This is a genomic window from Serratia sp. NFX21, assembly GCF_048517035.1.
GTDB lineage: Bacteria > Pseudomonadota > Gammaproteobacteria > Enterobacterales > Enterobacteriaceae > Serratia > Serratia quinivorans.
Genome location: NZ_CP183196.1, coordinates 5,002,647 through 5,024,582 on the forward strand (window position 1 = coordinate 5,002,647; position 21,936 = coordinate 5,024,582).

26 protein-coding genes are annotated in these 21,936 nt (G+C 51.2%); 8 read left to right on the top strand and 18 right to left on the bottom strand.

The features are described 5' to 3' along the window. Positions 1 to 13: 13 nt before the first annotated feature. Positions 14 to 829, bottom strand: coding sequence for a GPO family capsid scaffolding protein (locus tag ACNT1W_RS23375; protein ID WP_419246216.1), 816 nt, complete (start codon positions 827 to 829; stop codon positions 14 to 16). A gap of 142 nt (positions 830 to 971) precedes the next feature. Between ACNT1W_RS23375 and ACNT1W_RS23380 the strand changes: the two genes are divergently transcribed. Further along, entirely contained in the window at positions 972 to 2,744 is a 1,773-nt protein-coding gene (locus tag ACNT1W_RS23380; protein WP_419246217.1) for a terminase ATPase subunit family protein, read from the top strand. Next, positions 2,744 to 3,769, top strand: a complete 1,026-nt coding sequence (locus ACNT1W_RS23385; protein WP_419246218.1) for a phage portal protein — start codon at positions 2,744 to 2,746, stop codon at positions 3,767 to 3,769. The genes ACNT1W_RS23380 and ACNT1W_RS23385 overlap by 1 nt, the downstream gene beginning before the upstream one ends. An 88-nt stretch (positions 3,770 to 3,857) precedes the next feature. On the opposite strand, the gene ACNT1W_RS23390 is transcribed toward ACNT1W_RS23385, so the two are convergent. The 3 genes from ACNT1W_RS23390 to ACNT1W_RS23400 form a co-directional block, all read right to left on the bottom strand. Beyond that, the gene (locus ACNT1W_RS23390) at positions 3,858 to 4,571 is read right to left on the bottom strand and encodes a hypothetical protein (RefSeq protein ID WP_419246219.1); all 714 of its coding nucleotides are present in this window, start codon (positions 4,569 to 4,571) and stop codon (positions 3,858 to 3,860) included. A 2-nt stretch (positions 4,572 to 4,573) separates the two neighbouring features. Beyond that, a complete protein-coding gene (locus ACNT1W_RS23395; protein WP_419246220.1) occupies positions 4,574 to 5,389 on the bottom strand; it encodes a hypothetical protein in 816 nt (271 codons plus the stop codon). Positions 5,390 to 5,651: 262 nt separating this feature from the next. Further along, entirely contained in the window at positions 5,652 to 5,834 is a 183-nt protein-coding gene (locus ACNT1W_RS23400; RefSeq protein WP_419246221.1) for a hypothetical protein, read from the bottom strand. Between ACNT1W_RS23400 and ACNT1W_RS23405 the strand changes: the two genes are divergently transcribed. After that, on the top strand, positions 5,833 to 6,261 hold the full coding sequence (locus ACNT1W_RS23405) for a hypothetical protein (protein WP_419246222.1): 429 nt from the start codon (positions 5,833 to 5,835) through the stop codon (positions 6,259 to 6,261). The genes ACNT1W_RS23400 and ACNT1W_RS23405 overlap by 2 nt on opposite strands. 70 nt (positions 6,262 to 6,331) lie before the next feature. On the opposite strand, the gene ACNT1W_RS23410 is transcribed toward ACNT1W_RS23405, so the two are convergent. The 10 genes from ACNT1W_RS23410 to ACNT1W_RS23455 form a co-directional block, all read right to left on the bottom strand. Continuing rightward, positions 6,332 to 6,532 (bottom strand): hypothetical protein, encoded by a 201-nt coding sequence (locus ACNT1W_RS23410; RefSeq protein ID WP_419246223.1) that lies wholly within the window; start codon positions 6,530 to 6,532, stop codon positions 6,332 to 6,334. A gap of 73 nt (positions 6,533 to 6,605) precedes the next feature. Next, positions 6,606 to 8,819 carry a replication endonuclease gene (locus tag ACNT1W_RS23415; protein WP_419246224.1) on the bottom strand — a complete coding sequence of 738 codons (2,214 nt, stop codon included), beginning with the start codon at positions 8,817 to 8,819 and terminating at the stop codon, positions 6,606 to 6,608. Further along, complete coding sequence (locus ACNT1W_RS23420) at positions 8,816 to 9,823, bottom strand: phosphoadenosine phosphosulfate reductase family protein (protein WP_419246225.1); 1,008 nt, start codon at positions 9,821 to 9,823, stop codon at positions 8,816 to 8,818. The genes ACNT1W_RS23415 and ACNT1W_RS23420 overlap by 4 nt, the downstream gene beginning before the upstream one ends. Further along, positions 9,813 to 9,977 (bottom strand): DUF5405 family protein, encoded by a 165-nt coding sequence (locus tag ACNT1W_RS23425; protein ID WP_419246888.1) that lies wholly within the window; start codon positions 9,975 to 9,977, stop codon positions 9,813 to 9,815. The genes ACNT1W_RS23420 and ACNT1W_RS23425 overlap by 11 nt, the downstream gene beginning before the upstream one ends. Positions 9,978 to 10,217: 240 nt before the next feature. Next, complete coding sequence (locus tag ACNT1W_RS23430; protein WP_197831624.1) at positions 10,218 to 10,442, bottom strand: TraR/DksA family transcriptional regulator; 225 nt, start codon at positions 10,440 to 10,442, stop codon at positions 10,218 to 10,220. After that, complete coding sequence (locus ACNT1W_RS23435; protein WP_413504855.1) at positions 10,442 to 10,672, bottom strand: DUF2732 family protein; 231 nt, start codon at positions 10,670 to 10,672, stop codon at positions 10,442 to 10,444. The genes ACNT1W_RS23430 and ACNT1W_RS23435 overlap by 1 nt, the downstream gene beginning before the upstream one ends. Before the next feature lie 63 nt (positions 10,673 to 10,735). Then, entirely contained in the window at positions 10,736 to 11,038 is a 303-nt protein-coding gene (locus ACNT1W_RS23440) for a hypothetical protein (protein ID WP_419246226.1), read from the bottom strand. An 11-nt stretch (positions 11,039 to 11,049) separates the two neighbouring features. Next, positions 11,050 to 11,229, bottom strand: coding sequence for a phage filamentation protein Fil family protein (locus tag ACNT1W_RS23445; protein WP_017894102.1), 180 nt, complete (start codon positions 11,227 to 11,229; stop codon positions 11,050 to 11,052). A 10-nt stretch (positions 11,230 to 11,239) separates the two neighbouring features. Next, positions 11,240 to 11,749: a phage regulatory CII family protein gene (locus ACNT1W_RS23450; RefSeq protein WP_419246227.1), complete on the bottom strand. Its 510-nt coding sequence runs from the start codon at positions 11,747 to 11,749 to the stop codon at positions 11,240 to 11,242. A gap of 30 nt (positions 11,750 to 11,779) precedes the next feature. Continuing rightward, entirely contained in the window at positions 11,780 to 11,998 is a 219-nt protein-coding gene (locus tag ACNT1W_RS23455; protein ID WP_261137800.1) for a regulator, read from the bottom strand. Between the two features lie 109 nt (positions 11,999 to 12,107). On the opposite strand from ACNT1W_RS23455, the gene ACNT1W_RS23460 reads away from it, so the two are divergent. The 3 genes from ACNT1W_RS23460 to ACNT1W_RS23470 are packed head-to-tail and all read left to right on the top strand — an operon-like array spanning position 12,108 to position 14,483. Continuing rightward, the gene (locus tag ACNT1W_RS23460; RefSeq protein WP_419246228.1) at positions 12,108 to 12,692 is read left to right on the top strand and encodes a phage repressor protein CI; all 585 of its coding nucleotides are present in this window, start codon (positions 12,108 to 12,110) and stop codon (positions 12,690 to 12,692) included. Positions 12,693 to 12,697: 5 nt separating this feature from the next. Continuing rightward, positions 12,698 to 13,720, top strand: coding sequence for a tyrosine-type recombinase/integrase (locus tag ACNT1W_RS23465; RefSeq protein WP_419246229.1), 1,023 nt, complete (start codon positions 12,698 to 12,700; stop codon positions 13,718 to 13,720). Further along, the gene (locus ACNT1W_RS23470; RefSeq protein ID WP_419246230.1) at positions 13,713 to 14,483 is read left to right on the top strand and encodes a hypothetical protein; all 771 of its coding nucleotides are present in this window, start codon (positions 13,713 to 13,715) and stop codon (positions 14,481 to 14,483) included. Before ACNT1W_RS23465 ends, ACNT1W_RS23470 begins: the two co-directional genes overlap by 8 nt. Positions 14,484 to 14,697: 214 nt before the next feature. Here the strand turns inward: ACNT1W_RS23470 and ACNT1W_RS23475 are convergent, their stop codons facing one another. Next, a complete protein-coding gene (locus tag ACNT1W_RS23475; protein ID WP_012146999.1) occupies positions 14,698 to 15,414 on the bottom strand; it encodes an HPP family protein in 717 nt (238 codons plus the stop codon). A gap of 171 nt (positions 15,415 to 15,585) precedes the next feature. Between ACNT1W_RS23475 and yfcF the strand changes: the two genes are divergently transcribed. Further along, complete coding sequence (gene yfcF / locus ACNT1W_RS23480) at positions 15,586 to 16,221, top strand: glutathione transferase (RefSeq protein ID WP_329907688.1); 636 nt, start codon at positions 15,586 to 15,588, stop codon at positions 16,219 to 16,221. Between the two features lie 71 nt (positions 16,222 to 16,292). Here the strand turns inward: yfcF and ACNT1W_RS23485 are convergent, their stop codons facing one another. From ACNT1W_RS23485 to ACNT1W_RS23495, 3 genes are read right to left on the bottom strand one after another with little or no spacing between them, the layout of a single operon-like run. Continuing rightward, complete coding sequence (locus ACNT1W_RS23485; RefSeq protein ID WP_135344872.1) at positions 16,293 to 17,537, bottom strand: aromatic amino acid transport family protein; 1,245 nt, start codon at positions 17,535 to 17,537, stop codon at positions 16,293 to 16,295. A 58-nt stretch (positions 17,538 to 17,595) separates the two neighbouring features. Then, positions 17,596 to 19,050 (bottom strand): NAD-dependent succinate-semialdehyde dehydrogenase, encoded by a 1,455-nt coding sequence (locus ACNT1W_RS23490; RefSeq protein WP_261277176.1) that lies wholly within the window; start codon positions 19,048 to 19,050, stop codon positions 17,596 to 17,598. 13 nt (positions 19,051 to 19,063) lie between these two features. Continuing rightward, the gene (locus ACNT1W_RS23495) at positions 19,064 to 20,329 is read right to left on the bottom strand and encodes a 4-aminobutyrate--2-oxoglutarate transaminase (RefSeq protein WP_419246231.1); all 1,266 of its coding nucleotides are present in this window, start codon (positions 20,327 to 20,329) and stop codon (positions 19,064 to 19,066) included. 128 nt (positions 20,330 to 20,457) lie between these two features. On the opposite strand from ACNT1W_RS23495, the gene ACNT1W_RS23500 reads away from it, so the two are divergent. Then, positions 20,458 to 21,924: a PLP-dependent aminotransferase family protein gene (locus ACNT1W_RS23500; protein ID WP_419246232.1), complete on the top strand. Its 1,467-nt coding sequence runs from the start codon at positions 20,458 to 20,460 to the stop codon at positions 21,922 to 21,924. Positions 21,925 to 21,936: the final 12 nt, after the last annotated feature.

The window sequence follows — 21,936 nt, forward strand, 5'->3', positions numbered from 1 at the left end:
GGGTGTTACTGGCTTAGCAATCGGTCATCACGTCCTGTGCACCATTGCCGCCGGTGGCGTCTGGCCGTGTCGGCTGGCTAAAGCTCTCGGTGTTCGAAAGCTGTGTTTTCAGCTCACTGAAAGCGCTGTTGCCGGTTTCCAGCTGCTGTCTGAAATCGGTAATCACTTCATTGAGGGCGTCAGTGGTCTGGGTATAACGCGCTTCCGCCTCCTGCAGTTGCTCGGCCACGGTCATCACTGCAGTTTCCATCTCAGCAAATCGCACATCATCGCCAGCCTGTTTGCGGGTAAACATCGCCTTAATACGGGCAGAGAATGAGGATTCCGGGTCAGCGGCTGGCTCAAAATCAAAATGGACTGCCAGCGGTGCGGAAAACTCGATGTTTTCATGGCGGCGGTTGAATTCCAGCATGTCAGTGCCAAGGCTGGCCGGGTCATCGGTAACGGCCAGCCCGATCAGGTAGGATTTGCCGGTCTTGGCAAAGTCGCGGCGGATCTCCATTGAGGTGAAAACCTTTTGGCCTGCGCCGACCATCGACACCAGATCGGCGGTTGGGTCAAGACTGGCATACAGCGCCCATTTGCCGTGTAACAGCGGTTCGCCCGGCTCGTCGATTTTCTCGGCTTTCAGCTCAACCACACCGCCGTAACGGCGGAAATAGCCATCCGGCAGAATCCCCTTGATGTGTTCCATGTTGATGCGAGCACCGAACACCTTCGGGCTGTAGCTCGCGGCCATTTGTTGAATATCCGTCGCGCCGATCTCGCGGCCGTCAACGGTGTCGCCTTCAACGCCGATGCGGAAAAACTTAGAAACTTTCTTTGCCATGTAAACGGCTCCGGTTGTGGTGGTTGGGTTCGGAGCTAGTTTCAGGGGAATGGCGTCGCGTCTCAACGCGTTGCGGTTGGAAGATCTAAGGCACAACAGGGACTTAAGGCGAGTTGCATCGGGCTTCCGTAGCCTTTGCAGCATGAACACGACACCGACGACAACCATCATCAGCGATCCGCGCCGACAAGCTGCCTTGCTCTACTGGCAGGGCTTCTCTGTGCGCCAAATTGCGGAAACGCTGAACGCCAAGGCACCGACCGTGCAGAGCTGGAAGCTGCGCGACAAATGGGACGATATCGCGCCCATTTCCCGCGTGGAACAAAGCATGGAAGCGCGGTTAATTCAGCTCATCATGAAAACGAAAAAGGAGGGGATCGACTTCAAAGAAATTGACCTGCTCGGCCGCCAGATTGAGCGGCTGGCGCGGGTCAATCGCTATTCCATGAGCGGCAACGAGGCGGATTTAAACCCAAATGTCGCCAACCGTAACAAAGGCGAACGTAAGCCCGTCGAGCGTAACCTGTTCAGTGAAGCGGCCATTGCCAAGCTTAACGATATTTTTCTGGGGGATTGTTTCGAATATCAACGCGGCTGGCACTGCGCGGGACTGCAACACCGCATCCGCAATATCCTGAAATCACGCCAGATCGGGGCAACCTTCTATTTTGCCCGTGAAGCGTTAATGGATGCGCTGACCACCGGCCGCAATCAGATTTTCCTGTCAGCCAGTAAGGCGCAGGCACATGTCTTCCGCAACTACATCATTGACTTTGCCCGGTTGGTCGACGTTGACCTGAAAGGCGATCCCATGGTGTTACCGAACGGGGCGCGCCTGATTTTTCTCGGCACCAACGTGCGTACCGCGCAGAGCTACACCGGCAACCTCTATCTGGATGAATATTTTTGGATCCCGAAATTTCAGGAGCTGCGCAAAGTCGCCAGCGGGATGTCACTGCACAAGAAATGGCGCACCACCTACTTTTCCACGCCGTCGAGTCTGGCGCACTCCGCTTACCCGTTCTGGTCGGGTGAACTGTTCAACAAGGGTCGCCGCAGCAAGAATGACCATATTCAGCTCGACCTCAGTCACCGTCACCTTGCCAAAGGCGTGCTGTGTGGAGATGGACAGTGGCGGCAGATTGTCACGGTAGAAGATGCGCTGACCGGCGGCTGTAACCTGTTTGACCTCAATCAGTTGTCTCTCGAATACGCACCCTCAGAGTATCAAAACTTGCTGATGTGCGAATTCGTGGACGATACCGCGTCTGTGTTCCCGTTCGCGGAGTTGCAGAGCTGCATGGTCGACACGCTGGAAGAGTGGGAGGACGTCAACCCCTACGCCGTGCGGCCGTTCGGCTATCGCCCGGTGTGGATTGGTTACGATCCGTCAGAGGCCAACGGCGGCGACAGCGCCGGGTGCGCGGTGATCGCGCCGCCTATGGTGGCCGGTGGCAAATTCCGCGTGCTTGAGCGCCACCAGTGGCAAGGCATGAACTTTGCCGATCAGGCCCAGAAAATCGCCGACCTCACGGAAAAATATTGCGTGGAATACATCGGTATTGATGCGACCACCGTCGGGCAAGGTGTTTTCCAGTTAGTGCGCGAATTCTTCCCGGCAGCGAGAGAAATCAAATACACCCCTGAAATCAAAACCGCCATGGTGCTGAAGGCAAAAGACACCATCGGGCGCGGCTGTCTGGAATACGACACCAGCCACACCGATATCACCGCCGCCTTTATGGCGATCCGCAAGACCATGACCGCCAGTGGCGCACGCTCCACCTATACCGCCAGCCGCAGCGAAGAAGCCAGCCACGCCGATGTCGCGTGGGCAATCATGCACGCCCTGTTAAACGAACCGCTCACCGCAGGCAGCGGCCTGAGTAAGCCTAACATTTTGGAGTTTTTCTGATGAGTAAGCGTAAAGGCCGCAAGGCATTAACTTCCCCGGCCCCTGCGGTGCAAGAGCAGGGCTTTGAAGCCTTCTCATTTGGTGAGCCGTCCGCCGTGCTGGATAAGCGGGAAATTCTGGATTACATCGAATGCACCGGTAACGGCAAATGGTACGAGCCGCCGATCAGCTTCGACGGGTTGGCACGCAGCGTGCGGGCCGCCGTTCACCACAGCTCGCCGATGTACGTTAAGCGCAATATCTTAGCGTCAACATTCATCCCGCACAGGCTGTTAAGCCAGCAGGAATTTAGCCGTTACGCGCTGGATTATCTGGTGTTCGGTAATGCTTATTTAGAACAGCGTAAAAACCAGATAGGCAAGCCGTTACACCTGAAATGTTCGCCCGCTAAATACACGCGCCGTGGTGTTAAACGTGACGTTTACTGGTTTGTGCAGGGCTGGAAAGAGGCGCACCCGTTCGCGCCGGGCAGTGTGTTTCATCTGATTGAACCGGATATCAACCAAGAATTGTATGGCCTGCCGGAATACCTCAGCGCACTAAACTCAGCTTGGCTGAATGAATCGGCGACATTGTTCCGCCTGAAATACTATAAAAACGGCGCTCACGCTGGCTATATCCTCTATGCAACCGACGCATCAATTAGCGCCAGTGATATGAATGCCTTAAAACGTGAACTCTCGCAGACTAAAGGCACCGGCAATTTCCGAAACGTGTTCATGTCAGCGCCAAACGGTAAACCGGACGGCATTAAAATTATCCCATTGAGTGAAGTCGCCACCAAAGACGACTTTTTCAACATTAAAAAAGCCAGCCGGGATGATCTGTTAAGCGCCCACAGGGTGCCGCCGCAGATGATGGGCATTATCCCTGATAACTCTGGTGGGTTCGGGGATGTGAAAAAAGCCGCGCAGGTGTTTGTACGTAACGAGCTAACGCCACTGCAAGAACGAATGAAAGAGGTCAACAACTGGATAGGTGAAGAGGTGATCCGTTTCTCGCCATACAAATTACCTGATGAATAAGATTATTATAAGTGCCGTCAATACGTTGGCGGCATTTTATTTTAAACATCGAGTTATCACCATGACTAACAATAGAATTAAGCTCCTATCAACTACTGATTATGAAGTTATTTTTGTATGCCAAGAGTTCTGGGGATTTCAATATCCCACTAGATTCTATATATGAAATACTTGCCCAATTATAAATACAGGTTGATAACACCAAAAGCCTTATCAATGGATAATCAGTTAAGTTTACTAGAACCTCATAATACTCAACCTTATCTTCATGACTTAACTTATCGTCAATCAACTTAACTAAAAGATAAAAGCGCCTCACTGTGGAATATATAGCATCGGAATCATCAACCCTATCAATTTCTTTCTCAATATCACCAGCACTCATTCTTTTTTCATTGCATGTGAAAACTATTTCCTCCAATAGAGCTACCGCTTCCGATGTTTTTCTAAACTCATCCATTCCTTTGATAGATTTTAATTTGAAATCCATAAATGAAGAACGCTGAGAATCAATCAAATTATAAAATCTCACCTCAAAATTCTTGAGATAATCAAGCTTTTCTTGCCGTTTGTTTTCTGCCAGAATGCTTATATTAGCTTCCCTTTGTAGGTTAATAGTTTTAACTAATAAGACTATTGATAGAAACGTTAATACGGGATTTATTACTCCACCAAGATAATCACCAAACTGTCCCCAGACCTCCGTGCTATTAGATATTTTATTTTCCATACCAAAATTAAAGTAGTAGCATAAAACCACTAAAATGATAAATAAAAATCCAATACACACTATTCTTTTCATTTCTAAACGATCTCATTAATGAAGTATTTAACAACCTCACCACTGGCCAATTTTAAATCTTTTACTTTTAATGTAATGTAGTTCCAGTGGTCCTTATTTAGCCCATTATTACTATGTAGGTTTGCAGTGATTTTCTTCTTAAACTCTAAGGGGACATACTTTAGTCCTTTAGCTAATCCAAACGCTGTTGTTTTATCATCACCTTTAACAATTAAACGCCCATTCCCAGTCATTGAATTAAACCTAGTAAATATAGCGACTATTTCATACTCTTTAACTCCCTCAGCAGTTTCAGTAATATGCTGTGCAGTTTTAGGGGTTAAAATAGCAATACACTTCCGATTCCCTCTTGGTTTATGATTGAGTTCTACATTAAAGCTACTCATGGAAGTTATCTTATGCATGTCAACTAAACCACGTCTTAAAACATCCAACAACTTATCCTCAATATTTTCTAGGCCATCAACTACTTCTTGTGCCATTGGACTAAGAGCATCGGGCTGGAGGAATAAAGACTCTGCTATGTAAAATGACATGACCTCACAAAAAACATCGTTGCCAATACGTCTTAACTTTCTTTTCAATAAAGGCTCAATTACTTCAATACAAAAGTTTTGCCCATACGAACTTTTAAAGCTTTGTTTCAATTGGGTACGAACATCATTAAGACTAGTCCGTCGCTCTGAGACTTCTTCTTTCAGAATTGCTTCAGCGAGAGTTGATACAACCCGAGATGTACCGGATAAGGTTTTCAAACCGTAATCCATGTCTACATCATTAGTTCCACTTTTGATAACTATATCAAAATTTATGTTCAATTTAACTCACCTGTTATTGTTATCTCCACTCTATGATTTAACCTGCCTCTCCCATTAATTTCAACATAATATTTGCGATTTATTGAGCTTGCGCGCAATGCTATCCCCGCCTCGCCTGCCCGCTTTGTGTGTCACTTTTCATGCACGCGCATGATCCGTCGCGATCCGCGCCCGTGCTGGCGCGGCGGGGCTAAAACTCACCCTGGATCATCATGCAAATTAATGCACCTAATGCATGCATGGGGCAATAATGTTAATGACTTTAATCTCGTGCTAATAATTCAGTTAGCAATACTTTAATTACGGCACTAAGTTCTGCTGTTTCACTACACGTAACCAAATTATCAGTGCGCTCCTCGATTTCTCTTGAGCTAAGGTCTTTCACACGGGCAAAATATGCCATCTGTCGCGCCCATTGTTGACCACTTGAAAGGGATTTGTTCATGTCTGATAACCTCGATTCATTTAATAAATTCACTGCAGAGATTTTCACCACTCTTCTCTCCACATTCCCAGTGCCTCAGTACATTTCCTATGAGAAATTTGATGCGAAACTGCCTGATGACTACTGGAGTAACATTAACTCGCCAGAAGCCAAGGCCGCGATGGAGCTTCGTAGTGTCGTCGAAGGCACATTCAAATTCTTGGAGGAAAATGGGTACATAATCCTGAATAGCGGACAGGATGGCTTTTCGAATATACGCCTAACCGAAAAGGCAATGGTCGCGCTCAACATGAAACCTGCGGCATTAGGAGGAGATGAAACAATGGGGGAACGTATTATGAGCGCAGTGAAGGAAGGAACCCCTGGAGTTCTGGCCGGAGCAGTCACCAACCTTCTTACTCTCGGGATCAATGTACTAACTCAATAGCTACATTGCCAATCAGCCATGCTGATATAGCATGGCTATCCTCCATCTCAAACAGCCTCTAAACATCGTCTCATACGGTAATATTAGCTAGCTGCTTGATCACCTCAGCTTTCTCTGGAGCGATGTTAGTTTTCATCTCCCCTGCCAGTTCTGAAATCCATATCAACGCAATGTCTTTATCCTTCTCTTGGCTCTCATAGCAAACCCCCAGACGGGCGATGAGTTCAATACGTTCCAAAACAACCATTTCTTCCACTGCTGGTAAATGCACCCTGTTCCTCCGATGCTTAATCACTGTATGCATATACAGTATTAACCATAAATTTTGCTTCCGCAACCAATTATTAGAAACCTGTCCAATCATTAACCGGTGCATATTGCATTGAAATATCACCAAATTTGACTTTAGCGCCACGCGCTAGCGCTTCCAGTTCCCAGCGCTGGGCAGCAATGTCGTGCAATGCCAAATCTGCCCGGATCCCCCCCAGCCGATCGCGCTCTGTCGGGGTCAATCTTGCTGATGGGGCCAGTTCTGGCACCTGATAAGGGTCAAAACTGCGCTGTGATTTCTTTATCTGCGACGGAATAGCCCGTATACGGCTCATAACAGACCGTGTAACGGTCATATCATTCCAGTCAATCGGTGTCTCCGGTGGGTGCTCCAGCACCGCCACAGCCTCTACAGGCTCACTATCCTGCGCATTTGTAGCGCCTTTGCTATCGGCCAACCCACAGTTATTGACAGGACTCCGAGGCGCGCCGGAGGCGCTTTGCAAAGTCAAAGGCTCAACGGCAACGGCTTTAGCGACAATGCGCCATTGCGTCGTGCGGGTTTCATAGATGCGATCTGCGCCAATATGCGGGGCATAAATCCCCGCAATTTTCTGGACTTCTTCGTCATAGGCGTTGAGTTCATCGGCAACCCTGCGGGCAACACGCACGGTCTGATCGTCGCGGGAAACGTTGGTTCCACCCTGAGCCAGAATGTAAGCGGCAAAATCACCGGCATCAGCGGCAGCGCGTACCGCTTCCACGCTGTCGTCAAACTCATCGGCCAAACTGATAGAACGAATTTTTCGGCATTCACGCCACGCGCCACGCGACGGCAGGCCAATGAATTGAAATTGAGGAATGCGCCACGTTGACGCCCACGCGGTGACAGCTGCAGCCGTTTCAGTCAACAGCTCGCCTGTTTCATGATCGCGCTCACCGTCCAGCGCGTAACCGTCGATATTCTTCGCGATGTATTTAGCGATATAGCCCGCCGCGCCGCCTTTGTTCAGGTGCTTGCAGTCGAAACGGTTTTTAGCTGCGCCGCGTTCGTCACCATCTTCGGCCATTGCATAGCGTCGCATGATGTCGATCACCGGCTGGCGTTGTTCTTTGGAGGTAAACAGCATCATATGCCAATGCGGCGTTGCATCGTGATGCGGCTCAACCACGCGTACGCCGTAGACCTGCAGCCCGTTGTCTTTAAAGGCCGTCCGAATATTACTAAACAAGTTCACAAGATAGCGCTGACCATCTTTTGGCGTGTACGCCTCTTCATCCCAATTGTGGTTAAACTGCACCTTCGGGCTGTTTTTACCTACGGTGCGTGTCGGGTGATATTTGGATGGCGTAGTGATAGTAATAAACATCCCTTTATCACCTTTTATCTCGGCAGCCTGTTGAACCCCAGCAACTATCGTCATTAGCTCCATGCGGCGGATCTCCGGGTTAGAGATACTCGCCATCACCTTGTCAATCAGGCTGAATCGTTCGCCGGTTTCGACGTTCTCCAGCTCGCGGCTGTTGAGGTAATCAAAGTTAGACTGACGGCGTGCTTTCACATCACGGATCGCCTGCTTGCTAGCATAGGACGACGCCCCACGGTTCACATTGCCGACGGCAATCAGCAACGCCTCCCGCCAGCGCGTGCGCTGGGCTTTTAACTGGCGTTCCCACCATTCCGCATCTACCAACCGGGACAGACTGGCGATCGCTGATCGGGCATCCAGTTTGCCCTTGCGGTATTTGTTCCAGTGCATCGGGGTGATATTGAAGGCGCGAACCATCGGCGCGGTAAGACCAAAAAAACAGGCTTGAGTACTATCTTCAAACAGCCCTGTATTGTCTCCGCCGTTGCTTTTAATGAATTCTTCAACGCGGCTTTCATAGATAGACAACAGTTGACCGGCCACGCGATCCGCAAGGCGTTTCAGCTCTTTGTCATCCATACCCGGTAAGCCAGAATAATTATCAATTTCCGCCATCCAGCGCGGTGAAGCCGCTAAGTTCATCCCATTCTTAGCGTTAACCGCCTCAATACGGGGCCATATGCGGCGCTCAAACTGGAACACAAGCCATTTATTGGCGTCATGCAGCCCTTTTGATTTCAGCAAGTAATCATGGCGTGACAGGAAAATGGCGCTAAGAAAGCGCGGCAGGGAATGGATATTGCGTAAAACAGCTTGCCCCTGAGCGTGTTCCTCACGGGTAAGCGGTCTTACCGGCCCAGCGATTGCCGGGCGCGGTGCGTTCCATGGGTAAGCGTATGCAGGGGCCGCTTGGCTCATTCGCAAACGCCAGCGTAAATGCTACTGCAAGCACTACGGTCATTCATTGCGGCAACCAGATCGAACTGGCGACCACCGCGAGAGGTCAAAGCCCAATCACGATAAGTTTCAATGCCGTGCGATTCCACGGTAATACACGCTATTCGGCGTTCTGCTTTTGCAGGGTCTTGAGTGGACGGGAAAAATGTCGAATTACCATGCCGCGAACATGCCGCAACCAGTTTTTCCCATTTAGCAACCCGGGCGATTTCCTCCGGCCAGCGGCTATATATCTCGGCAAGCTCTGATTTACGGGCATGAATACATGGCATACATCCAACCCGGCCGCATCCCTGTTCGTACAACGGGTTTGGTTTGATGTTGTGACGGCGTGCAAGTGCGAAAACGTCAGCATGTTTCCAGTCCAAGATAGACCTGTAGACACTCAAGCCCGGCGTATCGTCTGCGTCAGTTTCCCATGCGGGTAATCCTGCACGCTGAGGGGATTCTTCGGCACGAACACCTTGCCAGCTAATAACCTCGTCATATTCGTCCAGCAGAGGCGCAATAACCTGATCACGAATAGGATTATGTTTTAGTTCAAAGGTGCAAAAACGTGCTTTGGTTGAAGGAAACCGGCCTTTCCACATACAAAGGTCAAGAAACGGAATGCCCGTAGGGTGGAGGGTATTTAGGGCCAACTCGATAGTTTCGGCGGCTTGTTCATCTGTAAACCCACACTCAGTTACCAATGTTGTCGGCCAACGTTCAGCAATAAATTGGCGCTTACCTGCTATGCGATCTGAGAAGTCTGCTTTGACACGACGGATCGGCCCTAGCTTGCTTTCGAGATAATCTAAATACTCCATTGTTTGCGGGTGTTCATGACCAGTATCAGCAAACGCCGTCATAACATTAACCCCAGCCTCAAGCGCCAATAACCACTGGGCAAGACTATCCTTACCGCCAGAAACCGACACCACGTTGACGGTGTCGGCAGCAAAACAACGAGGATCAACCGGCATTGCGGGCCTCACAAGCCGAGAAAGCCTCTTGGCACAGATTGCCAATGCGACCGATTTCAGCGGCAAGTGAAGCAACGCTGGTTACGCTGGAATTACGCACACCATGATGAATAAGGCCATTCACAAGCTGATTAATTGTTGGGTAATAACCAATCGGCTCATAACGTTCTTGACCTTCACTTTTCCCCTTTTTTACTAACCTTCACCGTATTAAGAATGAATTGCAGGTTATCGCTAGTAACAACAAATTCAGAGCCAATTTTAATTTCCATATTATTTCCTTAATCGTAATTTTGGTTTTCTGGGCGGCGCATGAATTCTAAATCACTCAAATCGGCCGCAATAAAATGGCCTACCAGCAACGCCAGTAGACCGAGTAAAGTTAAATAACCCGTCATGCCTTCCCCGCAAAAAGATGGCTTTGCGCCTCTCGGCGTTGTTGGCAGCTCACGCATGTATCAACGCCGGGAACAGCAATACGGCGCGCGGGCGGAATCGGAGCATCACATTCTTCACAAACGAATGCAGAAGGCAGTGCTGAGGTTTTGCGGGCATTAGCGATTTGCGCCTCCAACACCTGCGCCTGATGTTCTTGTGCGTAATCCATCAAGTCAGCCATTAGTGCAGCTCCTGCGCTTGGTGTTCGATGGATTCAGCCTCTTGGCGTAGCAGCTCTACAGCCTCAATAGCTGTTAAGCCGTTCTTAGTGATATGGGCAGCCAAACGCACCAGACGAGCAGCCGCAAGATCGGCTTGGTTCTTACGCTCATCAATACGAACATTTAGCAACACAGCATCTAATGGCTGTGCGTAAAATTCTTTAATATCTTTTGTTGATTCAAGTTTCATAGATAATCCTTATTTCAGGCAAAGCGATGCCCGGCGGGTTAACGCCAAAATTACGCAATACGATTAATTAGTGTTTAATTCGCAATCATCATCACTGATAAATCGCGGTAAGGTTTTTGATAAATCAATTAGGTCATTCAGCGCCCACACGATTTGTTTACGCTCTGAATAACTCATTTCTGCAAATTTCATATTTACATGCCGCTCTTTCAATCCAGCATGAAAACAAACAGTTCTGCGGATATGCCCCGGTGACTTATCAAAAGCCTCTTGCGCCACGTTCTTTCTATGCGCGAACAGATCACGCTTAATCTGAGAAATGCGCTTAATGCCGATAGCTTTTTGGTCATCCGTTGCCAGTAACATATCAACCCCAATTAACGGCAGAACATACGGCGCAATAGTTGCGCAGGTTTTGCAGTAGACAGACCGCGCAGTAATGCAGCCTGATCGTGACGTGGCCGCCAGCGTTTACCGCCCGGCAGTTCAATAAAGCCGTTTTCAAAATGGCGCGATGGGCTTTGCTGCTTCAGCAGTGGTGCGATTGAGATAGGCACAGTGATCACCTCAACTTAAACCAGCAACTGCACTCAGCCCGCTGATCACATCAACGGTGGAGGCTAGCGCCGGGGTGGATTGGATACGATTTTGAACGGTCAGACCGATCAGAGACAAATGGCGGATCGCCGTGTTGACGCTTTCAAGCAGCGCACTTTTGCGGACTGGGGTTTTGTGGTCGCCCTGAACAGCAGCGGCAGCAATACTGCCAACGGCAGCCGTCGCCTGCAGCGCATACGTTGGGATGTTCCCGGCGCTGGCTTCGTTGACAGGCACGGACGGCATGCAGTTGATTTGTGCCAACAGTGCATCAAGCAGGCTTGAATCTTCTGTAGCGTCGGTAATCGCAAGCAATTCCGCACAAGTGAGCTGATGTGGCTGTCCCGGACTCAGCTTATTGCGCAATGTCTGGGCGTTTATGCCGACCTGTTTAGCGAGAGCCGTCACATTGTGACGAGCTGGAAACTGGCGACAGGCTTCATCAAAGTGCGAATGTTTAGAAACAGCGTAATCAAACATAGTTCACTCAAAGTTAATCTGACAGGATAACTACACGCTTAGTGAAATGTTGAATTCAGTCAAAGCTTGAACAGTCAAAGCGGCCATATTGATTTCAACCGCTCCAGATTTGTTCTGCTTCGGCTTGATAGGTAAACGGCCATCTTCAATCATGTGGCGGGCAGTGCCGATAGGAGTACCAGTAATGCGGCAATATTCAGCCAAAGGCAGATAAGGCACAGGAATCGCAATTGTAATGTTAGGACGCATAAGGCAAGATCCAAAGTTAATCAATAGTGCTCAATAGTCATCAATGTTGCTTCAATCAACATTGGCAATGCTACGACAGCCTAACGCAACATTGCAAGGATAAATTAACTTGACGTTACATATAGAGTTTGATCGAGGCGGAAAAGAGGTTATAGAGAGGATTGTTAAAGCGTATGGATTCACTACCCGCTTAGCTTTAGCTGAACACTTCGGCATAAGCAGTAGCAGCATGTCTATGCGTTATAAACGTGATTTCTTTCCTGCTGACATAGCAATTCGTTGCATGGCCGAAACCGGGGTGAAACTTGAATGGCTGGCGACCGGCAAAGGCAAAATGCATGATGATGGTCGATTAGATGTGTTAGAGCTGCCGAGCAAGAAACTTGTAGATGGTGAAGTGTTCGAAGCCGCTAATTTAGTGCTTGATAAAAACTTCTTTCCAGCACATCAACAACCCCCTATCAAGCCGGAAATAGTCTATGACGCCTCAAACCAATATGTAGTTGAGACTGAGTTCAAAGAGGTTTACGACGGGAAATGGCTTGTTAACATCGAAGGGAAAACGAATATCCGCGATCTGACTCGCATCCCAGTTAACAAAGTGCGGGTAACAGGTGCTGGTGTGCCTTTCGATTGCGGAATTGACGAGATCGGCATTTTGGGAAGAGTAATAAGTAAAATTGAGTACTTCTAAAACACATGGGCATTAAGAAGTTAGACAACGGCCAGTGGCAGCTTGACCTTTATCCTCTAGGGCGGGCTGCAGGTAAACGCATAAGAAAGAAGTTTGCCACTAAGGGTGAGGCGATGGCATTTGAACGCCACGCTTTAGATCCAGTTACAAGCAAACCTTGGCTAGGAGAAAAGACCGATAAACGGCCCCTCAAAGAGCTGATTGATACTTGGTATTCACTTCACGGAATCAGCCTCGATGATGGCGAAAGACGACAAACAGCCATGCATCATGCCTTTGAAAGCATGGGGCGGCCACTTGCTACAGAATTCAATGCCCTGTTGTTCACAAAGTACAGAAAAGCGCGACTAGAGGGTAAATATCCGCGAACCAATCGTGTGCAGCAAGTCTCTCATCGAACGATGAATTTAGAGTTTGCCTACTTTCGCGCAATGTTCAATGAATTAAAGCGGTTAGGGCATTGGAAAGGGGAAAATCCCATTGAAAATGTCACTGAATTTAAAATTGATGAATCAGAAATGGCATTTCTATCTCAGGATGAGATTCAACGCCTACTGACCGAGTGTGAAAATAGCTCATCTCGCGATTTATCTATCGTGGTTGAAATTGCGCTTAGTACAGGCGCGCGATGGTCAGAAGCCGAAGAGTTGCGGCGTTCACAGGTAACTAAACACAGAATCACATTCACCAAAACAAAATCTGGCAAAAATAGAACTGTGCCAATCAGTGAAACTCTTTACGCGAAAATCCCTAAAAATAGCGGCACACTATTCAGTTCATGCTATTCAGCATTCCGTTCTGCCATTAAGCGGACTGGGGTAGAGCTTCCTGATGGTCAATTGACGCACGTTTTAAGACATACTTTCGCTTCGCATTTTATGATGAACGGCGGAAATATTCTAGTGCTCCAAAAAATACTCGGGCATAGCGATATAAAAACAACAATGCGCTATGCACACTTTTCACCAGATCATCTCAGTGATGCTGTAAGACTAAATCCATTAGCTAAAGGAATTATCAGTGAGTAATAGAATCCACCACATGGAAGAAAGAAATAGAAACCTATTTAAAAAAACAATATTTGTAATAATTTTAATTTCCATTTTACCAATATCTTTGTATTTTTATAAATTTCACAGCGGCCTCTCAAGCAACCCTACAGACTGGGCCAGTTTCGGATCATACATAGGTGGTATTCTTGGACCTATTTTTTCCGGCCTCAGCCTTTTAGTACTATCGGTAACATTTTATCATTCGAAAGAAAGTGACATTAAGCAAATAGCATTGACTATTGCGGAACAAAACCTTAATAAGATATTGGAAATATCAAAAACATTAAAAGAAAGTATAAGTTCTAAAAATTACTATTCGACTATGATTGGCGATTCAGATTTTAATAATTATATGAATAGAATAGAGGGCCACTTAGCCACGTATATAGCTACACGCCACTATAAAACTGAGGAAGAATACTGGCATCAGTATAAGTTTTATTTCAAATCAACAAAAATAGACCTGAGTGATGAACTGAATTTACTTTTAGAGGCATACCAAATATTAGATAACTCCGAAATTGGAGAAAAACCTATTCTTCGTTCCACTTTCAACTCAACGGTTTCTAAAGAAATGCGTTTCTTACTATGCTTGTATGGTCTTAATAATGACGATGAATTTGAAGAGTTATGCTCTAAATGGAGTGGGTTTAAAACAATACCATGGGAGATAAACTATCCTGATGAAACCGAGCAGAATGCCTCAAAACTGCCTCAACAGAACGGGAACCCTGAGTAAACATGATTAACATTGAGTACTTAACGCATTGATTTATAATGTAAACCATTGTTTTTCAATACCCTATCAAGGGTCTCATAATCGCTTGGTCACTGGTTCAAGTCCAGTAGGGGCCACCAAATTTTAGCTGATATAACAGCACATTAAGCCACTTCACACGAAGTGGCTTTTTTGTTGCCCTGATTTTCATGGCGATGAAATAGCGATAGCTTAATCAGGCACCACCGTTCTGCCGCTGGTGAGCCAGCTGTTCGGCACGCAGCAGGATTTCCTGCAGGTCGTCTTCGTCGATATCAAACAGTTCACCCTGCATTAGTGCCTCATGCAAGTCGGCGCGGGTAATGGACACCGCATCGATCGGCAGATTGGCTGGCTTGGCCTCGGCCGAGGCCAGAGGGTGCGGGTAGCGTCGTCCGGCCAGGTTATTGAAGATAATCGCCAGCAGCGCCAATAACACCGAGTTCAACAATACCGGATACAGCACGAAGCTATAGCCCAGTTGATGAATGCCCGGCCCACCGAGGATCGCAGTCAGCGCGACCGCGCCGCCAGGAGGATGCAGGCAACGCAGTTTAAACATTAACCCAATCGCCAATGCCGCTGCCACTCCACAGGCCAGGCCGGGATCGGCTATCAGCAGGCTGGTGCTGACCCCCACCGCTGCGGCCGACATATTGCCCCCGACGATGGACCATGGCTGCGCCAGCGGACTGTTCGGCACGCCAAAAAGCAGCACGGCGGAAGCCCCCATCGGCGCAATAAACCACAGGTTCACTTCGCCCAGAACAAAATGGCTGATCCAACCGGAAATCATCAGCCCCAATCCGGCGCCAACGCTGGAAAGCAATATCTCTTTTTTGCTTACGGCTAAGGGATGCGGCCACAAACGAGCACACCCTAGTTTCAAACTCTCTATCCACTGCTTCTTCATGTTACTTCGCGCTGCCAAAACCAACTTAATAGCAACAAATATATCACAACGTCGGCAGCCACCGCCCGCAGTGCGGGTCGCCGTTGAAATAACTTTCCGCTAACAGATTGATCTTTAGCCACTGCTCGGCAATTATCAAAGTTCGCATCCCTTTGCCTTGAGGAAAACCCAATGTCTCAGCCGATTGCCGAACTCTATACCGATGCCGAATTTTTCAGCCCCTATGCCATGTCGGCGTTTATTACCCTGACGGAGAAAGGCATTCCCTTTACCGTTAAACCGGTCGACCTGTCACAGGGAGAAAACAAAGCGGCAACCTATGCAGCGCTGTCATTGACACGCAGAGTCCCTGCGCTGGTGATCGGTGAGTTTCAACTCTCGGAGTCCTCGGCCATTGATGAATATCTCGATGAGATCCACCCGGCTCACCCGGTGTATCCGCGCGACGTTAAACAACGCGCCAAGGCCCGGGAAGTCCAGGCATGGCTACGCAGCGATCTGCAGAACCTTCGCGCCGAACGCTCGACCGAGGCCGTTTTCGGCAAGGGCAAGTTTCCCCCGCTGTCCGCCGCCGCACAGGCTGACGCCAACAAGCTGATCGCCGCCGTCGAAAAAATGCTGAGCCACGGCCAGGATAATTTGTTCAGGGAATGGTGCATTGCCGATACCGATCTGGCATTGATGCTCAATCGGCTGGTGATACACGGTGATGCGGTGCCGGAAAACATTCGCCACTATGCGCAGAAACAGTGGCAACGTCCTTCGGTGCAGGCCTGGTTGGCACTGCCGGAGAAAATGCGCGGCTAAAAAAACCGGCGGCCACGACGCCGCCGTTCTCAATTATCGAGAAACAACATCACTTCTTGAGGGAAGGCAATTCACCATCCAGAGGGCAGATAGCCGAACAGCGACGCAATGGCATACACCGCACTGCCCAAGTACAGCAATACGATACTGATCTGCAACAACGGGTGGGTGATCCAGCTGCACTGCCAACGTGGCGTCTGGTCACCGTGCTTGCGCGCCCCGCGCAGGATTAGCATCGGCATAATCGACAGGATCACCCCGCTGAATACCCCGGCGAAATACAGTGCGTTAACGAATGACACCAGTCCGCTGTAAGCCAGCGCGAACGGCGGCAATACCACCAGCATCAGCACGCCGAAACGGCGCAGCGGCTGTTCGTCATTACCCAGTCTGAACTGGTCGAAAATATTGGTCAGGAAGCTGCCGCCCAGCCCCCAGTAAGAAGTCAACATCGCGCACAGGGCAAAGATGTTGGCGGAGAAGAACGCCCATTGCCCCAACGCCTGGCCCCATGAAATGGTCGCCACATCAGTGATGCCATCCAATCCACTGAGAGCAATGACCGACATCGGCACCGCCGCCAGCAACACAAAGGTCACCGCCATACCGACCATAATCGCCTTGGGCAGTTGCTCTGGTTTGTCCGAAAAACCGCGCGCCATTTCCGGCACGATATACTGCGCCGAGAAGCAGAACACCACCACGTTGAAGACCGGCACCATAAAGCGCCAGTCACCGTCCAGCAGGTTGCGCATCTGAGTGGTGTCTTTGAGCAGCGTGGCGGCCACCAGCGCGGTCAGCATCACCACCATGCCAATGCTGATAAACTTTTCGCCACGGCCAATCGCCTTCAGCCCCAGGTACAACACCCCCGCCGCCGGCACGAAAAACAGCAGGCTACCGATCGCCGGTGAGATACCAAACAGGGACTGCAGCAGTTTACCGCTGCCGGTCATATAGGCGGTCAGCGCCCCGACGCTGTTGACGCAGACCGAAGCAAACATCAGCCAGGCACCGATACCACCGACATAACGTTTCGCCAGCCCGCTTAATTGCAAGTGAGCACGGGTGCGCAGAGTGGATTCGGCGACGTAAAGCATGGTGATAGTGGTCAGGCTGCCCACCAGCACCAGCCAGAACAACAGCGGTAAAAAACCGGCCTTGCTGGAAGCGTAAGCGATAGACAGCACGCCGGCGCCAATGTTGGTGCCGACAATCATCGCCACCCCTTCGAGAAAACTCAGTGATTTGGTGGGTGCAGGCTTTCGCACCCCGGCGCTAAGCGCCGGAGGAATATAGGTATTATCAGAAGACATGCAGCATCCTTTGTCTCCCGGCGGTGCGAGCCACCGGGAGAGGTTAATTTCCCAGTGGTTAACAGCTCACATCGATACACAGGTATTTCAACTCCAGATATTCTTCAATCCCGTAACGCGATCCTTCACGCCCGAGCCCTGATTGTTTCACGCCACCAAACGGCGCGACCTCGTTGGAAATCAGCCCGGTATTGATGCCGACCATGCCGTATTCCAACGCTTCCGGGACACGCCACTGGCGCGAGGCGTTCTGCGTGAACAGGTAAGCGGCCAGGCCGAATTCGGTGTCGTTGGCCATGGCGATGGCTTCCGCCTCATCATGGAAACGGAACAACGGCGCTACCGGGCCAAAGGTTTCTTCTTTGGCGAAACGCATTTTCTGCGTCACGCCGGTCACTACCGTGGGCTGGAAGAAGGTACGTCCCAGCACGTGTGGCTGACCGCCGATAGCGATCTGCGCACCTTTGATCAACGCATCGTCGATGTGGCTCTGCACTTTTTCCACCGCGTCCTGGTCGATTAGCGGGCCCTGAGTGGTCCCTTCCTGGCTGCCGTCGCCGACTTTCAGTTGCTCGACCGCCGCCACCAGCTTGTCCACCAGACGGTCATAGATGCCGTCCTGCACGTAGATGCGGTTGGCGCAGACGCAGGTCTGGCCGCTGTTGCGGAATTTGGAGGCCATAATGCCGGCGACTGCCGCGTCCAGGTTGGCGTCGTCGAACACGATCACCGGCGCATTGCCGCCCAGTTCCAGCGACAGTTTTTTGATGGTTGGTGCGCACTGCGCCATCAGGATCCGGCCGACCTCGGTCGAACCGGTAAAACTCAGTTTGCGCACCACCGGGCTGTCGCACAGCACCTTGCCCACCTGAGCGGCATCACCGGTGACAATCTGCAATACGCCAGCAGGAATGCCGGCATCCTGTGCCAGCTTGCCTAACGCCAGCGCGGTCAGCGGCGTTTGTTCGGCCGGTTTAACGATAATCGCGCAGCCTGCCGCCAGCGCCGGCGCGACCTTGCGGGTGATCATCGCCGCCGGGAAGTTCCACGGGGTGATCGCCGCACAAACACCAATCGGTTGCTTGACCACCACCAGGCGCTGTGAGGCCAGCGGTGCCTGCAATACCGCACCGTCGACCCGTTTGGCCTCTTCGGCAAACCAGGTGATAAACGAAGCGGCATAGGCCACTTCACCACGCGCTTCCGCCAATGACTTGCCCTGTTCAGCGGTCATCAACTGCGCCAAATCTTCCTGGGCCGCCATTATCTTATCGGCCCAGGCCAACAGCAGTGTGGAACGTTGTTTGGCAGTCAGTTGCTTCCAGCCTTGCTGCGCCACCTGCGCCGCGTTAATCGCCTGCTGGGTTTCTTCGCCGCTGACCAGCGGAATACTGGCCAACTCGACGCCGGTCGCCGGGTTGATCACCGCCTCACGCTTGCCGCTCAGCGCATCGCACCATTCACCGTTAATCAGGCACTGGCTACGCAGCAGCTCGGGATTATTCAATTTCATTGCCGATCACTCCTTATTGGGCCAGCGCGCGGGAAAGAATGCCCAGCGCCTTGGTGAACTGGTCTTCCGGAATGGTCAGCGGATACAGGAAACGGATCACGTTGCCGTTGACGCCGCAGCTCAGCAACAGCAGGCCCTCTGCCAGCGCTTTTTGCTGTACCTGACGGGTAATCTCCGCCGAAGGCTTGCCGGTCGCCGGATCGTTGAACTCCACTGCCACCATCGAACCTTGCGCGCGGATATCCACGATCGCCTTGCTGGTCTGGCGCGCCTGCTGCAGCACCTCTACCAGATGCTGCCCCAGGCGCTGCGAACGCTGGCACAGTTGCTCTTCTTCAATCACTTCCAACACCGCCAACGCTGCCGCCACCGCCAGCGGGTTACCGGCATAGGTGCCACCCAGCCCACCCGGTGCCGGGGCATCCATCACTTCGGCACGCCCGGCCACCGCCGACAGCGGCATACCGCCCGCCAGGCTTTTCGCCATGGTGATTAGATCGGGTTTCACGCTGTAATGATCCATGGCGAACAGCTTGCCGGTACGGGCAAAACCGGTTTGCACTTCGTCAGCAATCAGCAGAATGCCGTGCTCGTCACACAGCGTGCGCAGCGCTTGCATAAACTCGGCCGGTGCGATGTTGAAACCACCCTCACCCTGCACCGGCTCCAGCACGATGGCCGCAACCTGCTTGGGATCGATATCCGCTTTAAAGATACGTTCCAGGCTGTTCATCGCGTCTTCGGTGGTCACGCCGTACAGCGCATTTGGGTACTGACCGTGGAACACCGAACCAGGGAATGGCCCGAAGCCCAGTTTGTAAGGAGCCACTTTGCCGGTCAGCGCCATGGTCATATAGGTACGGCCGTGGAAACCGCCGCCAAAGGTGATAAGACCTGGACGACCGGTATGAGCACGGGCAATTTTGACCGCGTTCTCTACCGCTTCGGCACCGGTGGTGAAGAATGCGGTTTTACATGGGCCTTCAATTGGCGCGCTCTGGTTAATGCGTTCCGCCAACGTGACGTAGCTTTCGTAAGGAACAATTTGGTAAGCGGTGTGGGTGAAGGCCTTCAGTTGCTTTTCAATCGCGGCGATCACCTTCGGGTGACAGTGTCCGGTATTTAATACGGCAATACCAGAGGCGAAATCGATGACTTCATTACCTTCGACATCCCACAGCGTGGCGTTCTCTGCACGCTCTGCGTAAAAACCACACATCACGCCTACCCCACGCGGGGTGGCATCCTGACGACGTTGATTCAATTCTGCGTTTTTCATGTTGTTCTCTCCGGTCGATGAGCGATGCCAGTTGTACGTTTCGTTCACATTCGTGAAACAATGGCGTTTATTTACACAGGATGTGGCCCTATAATCGAGAGCCAGTTACGATTAATTGAGGGATCCAATTGCGCTCACTGAGTGGTGACCTGTTATTGCAGCGTCTCGGCGAACAGCCCGATGATAAGCTGCATAAACGGCTCTATAATGCGATCCGTACCAGCATTCTGGACGGTAGCCTGCCGCCCTCCAGCCGCCTGCCCGCCTCACGCGATTTAGCGCAGGAGCTTAGCCTTTCACGTAACACGGTTTTAACCGTTTATGAACAATTGCTGGCAGAAGGATATGTTCTGGCGCGCGCAGGAAGTGGCACATTCGTCGCCGAAACCGTGCCAGATAGTTGTTTATCCACTGCCAGCGCCCCGGCAGGCAGTGATGGGGTGCAACGAGGTATTGAACTGTCAGAGCGCGGCGCCGCTCTGTTGCATCACGCCAGCGCCAGTCCCAAACAATGGGGCGCGTTTATCCCCGGCGTGCCCGATGTTAATGCCTTCCCTCATCAGTTATTCAGCAAGATCCAGGCACGCATTAGCCGTCGCCCAGCCCCGCAGAAACTGACCTACAGCAACCAGGGCGGCAGTCCGGAACTGCAACATGCGCTGGTGGATTATCTGCGCGTAGCGCGTTCGGTACGCTGTTCGCCGGAGCAGATTCTGATTACCGAGGGCATCCATCAGGCGATAGATCTGGTGACGCGGCTGCTGTGTAATCCGGGCGACGATGCCTGGATTGAAGAACCGGGCTATTGGGGGATCCGCAATATCCTGCGAATGAACGACGTGAATATCTGCCCACTGGAAGTTGATGAGGCCGGCATGGTGCCGCCGGAGCAGCCCAGCGGCGCACCACGGTTGATATTTGTCACCCCGTCGCACCAATATCCACTGGGATCGGTGATGAGCCTGGCGCGGCGACAACGCTTGCTGGCACTGGCACGCAACGGCGGCAGCTGGATCGTTGAGGATGACTACGACAGTGAATTCCGCTTTTCTGGCCAGCCGATCCCGGCATTGCAGGGGCTGGAAGCCGATGCACCGGTGATCTATATCGGCACCTTCAGTAAAACGCTGTACCCGGCGCTACGGCTGGGCTACGTGGTGTTGCCAAAGCCGCTGGTCGTGGCGTTGAAAACCGCCCATGCCGAGCTGTACCGCGGCGGTCATCTGCTGATCCAGACCGCATTGGCGCAGTTTATTCAGGAAGGCCATTACACCGCGCATATTCGCCGCATGCGGCTGCTGTATGCCCGCCGCCGGGCGTTTCTGACCGCATTGATCGAGCAGCATCTGGGCAAGCAGGCGTTGAGCGAGTTCAACAACAACGCCGGCCTGCACCTGATCCTAAACCTGCCTGACGAGGCGGACGACGTGGCTATCGCCGCCGCTGCCAACGAACGCGGCGTGCTGGTGCGGCCGCTGTCGCGCTACTACATGCTGCCCAACCATCGCCGTGGTCTGCTGATGGGGTTTGCCTGCGTGCCAGAAGAACAAATGGCCGCCGCCTTTACCCTGCTGCTGGAATGCATCCGTCCCTGAGCGCTGTTTTCC